This is a genomic window from Kitasatospora sp. NPDC091257 (genome assembly GCF_044757675.1).
Taxonomy (GTDB): Bacteria; Actinomycetota; Actinomycetes; order Streptomycetales; family Streptomycetaceae; genus Kitasatospora; species Kitasatospora lactacystinica.
On the sequence record NZ_JBIVVI010000932.1, the window covers coordinates 1 to 3,698 of the forward strand.

At 72.2% G+C, this 3,698-nt stretch carries 7 protein-coding genes and 1 pseudogene; all 8 read right to left on the reverse strand.

Annotated features, from left to right (window positions below; all coding sequences use genetic code 11):
- Positions 1–63: 63 nt before the first annotated feature.
- Positions 64–399 carry a single-stranded DNA-binding protein gene (locus ACIQOV_RS32240; RefSeq protein WP_401054242.1) on the reverse strand — a complete coding sequence of 112 codons (336 nt, stop codon included), beginning with the start codon at positions 397–399 and terminating at the stop codon, positions 64–66.
- Positions 396–947 carry a hypothetical protein gene (locus tag ACIQOV_RS32245; protein ID WP_401054244.1) on the reverse strand — a complete coding sequence of 184 codons (552 nt, stop codon included), beginning with the start codon at positions 945–947 and terminating at the stop codon, positions 396–398. The genes ACIQOV_RS32240 and ACIQOV_RS32245 overlap by 4 nt, the downstream gene beginning before the upstream one ends.
- A gap of 14 nt (positions 948–961) precedes the next feature.
- Entirely contained in the window at positions 962–1,546 is a 585-nt protein-coding gene (locus ACIQOV_RS32250; RefSeq protein WP_401054245.1) for a hypothetical protein, read from the reverse strand.
- Positions 1,547–1,629: 83 nt separating this feature from the next.
- On the reverse strand, positions 1,630–1,914 hold the full coding sequence (locus tag ACIQOV_RS32255; protein ID WP_401054246.1) for a hypothetical protein: 285 nt from the start codon (positions 1,912–1,914) through the stop codon (positions 1,630–1,632).
- A 176-nt stretch (positions 1,915–2,090) separates the two neighbouring features.
- A complete protein-coding gene (locus ACIQOV_RS32260; protein WP_401054247.1) occupies positions 2,091–2,438 on the reverse strand; it encodes a hypothetical protein in 348 nt (115 codons plus the stop codon).
- 76 nt (positions 2,439–2,514) lie between these two features.
- Positions 2,515–2,979 (reverse strand): hypothetical protein, encoded by a 465-nt coding sequence (locus ACIQOV_RS32265; RefSeq protein WP_401054248.1) that lies wholly within the window; start codon positions 2,977–2,979, stop codon positions 2,515–2,517.
- Positions 2,976–3,332: an HU family DNA-binding protein gene (locus tag ACIQOV_RS32270; protein WP_401054249.1), complete on the reverse strand. Its 357-nt coding sequence runs from the start codon at positions 3,330–3,332 to the stop codon at positions 2,976–2,978. Before ACIQOV_RS32270 ends, ACIQOV_RS32265 begins: the two co-directional genes overlap by 4 nt.
- A gap of 87 nt (positions 3,333–3,419) precedes the next feature.
- Positions 3,420–3,698: pseudogene (locus tag ACIQOV_RS32275) on the reverse strand (hypothetical protein); the annotation flags it as partial.

Genomic DNA, 3,698 nt, shown 5'->3' on the forward strand with positions numbered 1-3,698 from the left:
GGCTGGCGAACAGCGCGGCGTGCCCGCGCCCTGCGGGGCAGGGCGCGGGCACGGGCACGGGCTCTACACCAGGGTGCCGATCGCCTCGACGGTCAGCTCGACCAGCAGGCGGGCCGCGCTCTCGCCTGGCGGCTGGTGCACGCGCTGGGTGAGGTGCCCGACCACGATCACCCGGTCGTTCGCCTGCAAGGTCTCGGCGATCCTGTGCGCGAGGTCCCACCAGGCGACGCAGCGCACGGTCAGCTGTTTGGCCTGCGGGTCGCGCGGTTGACCTGGCTCGGCGAGCCGCGGGCGCTGCAGCAGGGTGAACTTCGCCCGTGGGAGTGCGCCGGGCGCCTCGTAGAGCTCCGGGTCACGCAGCAGGCTGCCGATCAGGGTGGCGTGGTTGGCGACGTTCACCAGCCACCTCCCTGGTGTGCGGTGTCCAGCTCGCGGGGGTCGGCGGCGGCTGCGGCGTCCAGGCAGCGGGCGATGCGCTGGAAGTGGCGGGCGGTCTCCATCGGGTGGGCGTCGCGACGCGGCCACCGGGGCAGGTCCCGCATGGGCAGGGCGAGGCGGTGGGACTCCTGGCGCAGGCTGCCGACCCAGTCCGGTACGGCGGGAGGCAGCGCGCCGAGGCGGCGGCACATCCGCGCTAGGACGAGGTGGTCGGTGTCCCCTCGCCACGACCACAGTTCGGGGCTGGGGGTGTCCTTGAGGAACCACTGGAGCTCGCAGGCGAGCCGGTCGCGGCTGCGCACGTCCGGGTCGCGGCGGTCGAGGCGGCCGTCGTACCACGGCAGGTGGGCGAGGCCGGGCCCGATCGTCTGGGTGGGGTCGAGGCTGACGCGCCCGATCGAACCGTCGATGGCGTAGTAGGAGGCGCCGTCCTCGCGCAGGAGGGCGATGCTCACCGGAGTGACAGCCTGGCCGTCGTCCAGGTAGGTGGTGGCGGTGAAGACGCGCATGGGGTCCTCTCAGTTCAGTGGCTTGCAGCCGGGTCGCCGGCGCGCGGCGCAGCGGGCAGGGCAAGTTCGATCTGCTGCATGTGCCGTTCCAGGCCGTCGGCGCAGCGCTCGTAGGCGTCGGTGATGGCGTGGTTGCGGTCGGCGGCGAGGTCGTCCAGGGCGGCGCGGATGCGCCAGGTGAGGACGTCGTGCGGGGAGCTGTAGCGGGAGCGTTTGGCGGTGCGTTCGTCTCGGCGCACGCGCGCGGACAGGATGGTCCAGCGGCCGGTGAAGGCGTAGTAGTGGACCCACACGGTCCAGGGGCTGGTGCCGGGTTCGGCGTAGGCGAAGCGGACGTCGCCGCGGCCGGGTAGCCACGTCCAGTCGCCGTCCTGGGCGTCGCGGTGGAGCGGGTCGCCGTCGGGGGCGAGGACGGTGAAGCTGCCCGGGTGGACGTGCTGGAGGCCGCTGCCGTCGGGGGCGAGCAGGACTATGCACTCCTCAAGCCCGCCAAGGGGAACCTCGGGGTGGCCGGCGCAGCGCTCGTTGGTGGTGACGGTGAAGATGCGGCCGTGCAGTTCGGTCTTGCTGCCGTGGTAGATGGCCCTGGTCGGTTCCACAGTGTGCTCCCTGATGTGGTGACTGGCGGACGCTGCGGCGCGGGCCCGGCGGCGGGGTGGTCCTTGCCGCCGGGCCCCTCGGGCTAGCCGTGCTCCGGGGCGAAGGGGTCGAGCAGCTGCCCGTTCTCGTCCGTCGGCGGGGTCCAGTCCATGAGGTCGTTCGGGTGCACGTGGCTCAGCACCAGTTCGTCACCGTCGAGCAGGTCGTACAGGTGCTGCTGCGCGCCGGTCTCGTCGGTGTACGTGTCGCAGGTGCTCGTACCGCGGCGGGTGGTGAGCATCCGGTGGTGCAGGGACTCCACACGCCCGAGGTACTCCACGGGCGTTCCGTTCTCCAGGGGCGGGTGGGTGCCGTTGCTGAAGGCCATCGGTCTCTCCTAGGTCGGGCCGGGGTTCGCGGGCCCCGGCTGGCAGTACCAGCCTCCATCCAAAATAGACTTAGGTCAATAAATAGGACCGTGGTAAATCCATCGGATTCGCCACCCACTGGCAAGGCGGGCCCGCCGCTCCGGCGCAACGCCGGGGCGGGCCCACCTCCGGGCGACTACCAGAAGGCGTGAACGTACTGGTCGACCGCCCCGGCCAGCCGGGCGGTGCAGATGGGGGATCGCCCCTCAATGCCAGGGGCGTTGCCGACGGCAATCCGCCCGTTCCCCTCGGCGGGCAGGACGTCGTGCTCGGTGAACAGGAAGACGTTGCTGTCGAGTTCACCGGCCGCCCGACTGACGATGCGGATGCGAATCCCCTCCCACTCGTCGGAGAACCGGCTCGGCTCGAGGGAGGCGATGGCGATCAGCGGCCCATTTCGCCGCACCTGGCGCTGCCCGGCGACAACGCCCCCGGGGAGCGGCTGAAGGGCCTCCAAGACTGCTCCATGGTTGACGACTGCCACAGCAACTCCTTTACGCAGGGCCAGGGTTCGCATCCCCGGCCGGTGAGACCAGCCTCCACCACAAAGGAGACTCAAGTCAACTTTCTATCTCTGAGTCTTCTTTGGTGTCGCCGCGCCGCTCCCGGCCGTCGGACAGATGGGGCGCCAAGGCCCGCTCGACCAGGCCGTGGACCGTGCGCAGCGCCTCGTTCCAACCACGCCCCCACTCGTCGCCCCCTCGCTGCTGTTCGAGTTCGGCGATAGAGGTGAACACGGCGACCATGGCCGACACGGGCAGGAGGACGACGCTCGTCGCCCCGTCGTGGCCGTGGATCGGCTCGACGTCGACAGCGTGGTCCCAGGCGACGGTGGAGCCGCGCGTCCCACGCCAGCGTGTAACGCCCCTGGACCCGGCGGCGGCCGAGAAGATGCAGCCCTCCGCGACCACGCCCGTACCGGAGACGCCGGACACGTCGACGTCGCGGCGCAGCACGTACGGGGTGGGAGGCCCGGGCTCGAACTGGGCGAACAGTGCCGCGAGTCGGGCCGCGAGGCTGCTCATGCCGCACCGCTGGTCGAGGTGTGGGTGCCCTTGGGGTCCTTGCGGATCGCGCTGCCGTCCTGCGGCACGCCGCGGCGACCGTCGGCGAAGTCCCGGAACCGCGAGTGGGGGCGGAAGCGCGGGACTCGACGGGCCGGCACGACCATCGTGTCGCCGGTCTTGGGGTTGCGGGCCGTGCGGCTCGCGATCTCGACGACCTGGAAGGTGCCGAAACCGGTGACGGACACCTGCTCACCGTCGACGACGGCTCGCACGATGACGTCGAGGACCGCCTCGACGGCGAGGGCGGCGGGTCGCCGGCCTCCGAGCGCGGGGGCGATGCGGTCGATGAGGACGCGCTTGTTGACGGTCACGGATTTGCTCCTGGGGTCGATTCGGTGGTGGTTCCGGGCCGGGCGACGGTGCGTGGTCACGTCGCCCGGCCCGGGGTTCTCGGGCCCCTACGCCGGGCGCGGCGCAGGGTCCGGGGACGGGCCCGGGGAGGGCTGCGGCGGGCCCGCGGTGGGCTTGGCCGGGACGGCGCAGCCGGGATCGGCGGGCTGGGTGGTGGTGACGGTCGCAGCCGGGGCGGGGCCGTCGGCGCTGCGGGCCATGGAGACGCCGCTGATGCTTCCGAGCACCAGTCCGGCGAGGAGGGAGCCGACGAGCAGGGCGGTGCCGCGCATGGCGGTGTCCTTTCGAAGCGGGGGCCTGACCGGCCCCGCCGGGGCGGGGCCGGT

Coding starts and splice junctions, on each gene's coding strand:
- ACIQOV_RS32245 (WP_401054244.1), bottom strand. CDS start 947: ATGCGCGTCTTCACCGCCACCACCTACCTGGACGACGGCCAGGCTGTC.
- ACIQOV_RS32255 (WP_401054246.1), bottom strand. CDS start 1,914: ATGGCCTTCAGCAACGGCACCCACCCGCCCCTGGAGAACGGAACGCCC.
- ACIQOV_RS32265 (WP_401054248.1), bottom strand. CDS start 2,979: ATGAGCAGCCTCGCGGCCCGACTCGCGGCACTGTTCGCCCAGTTCGAG.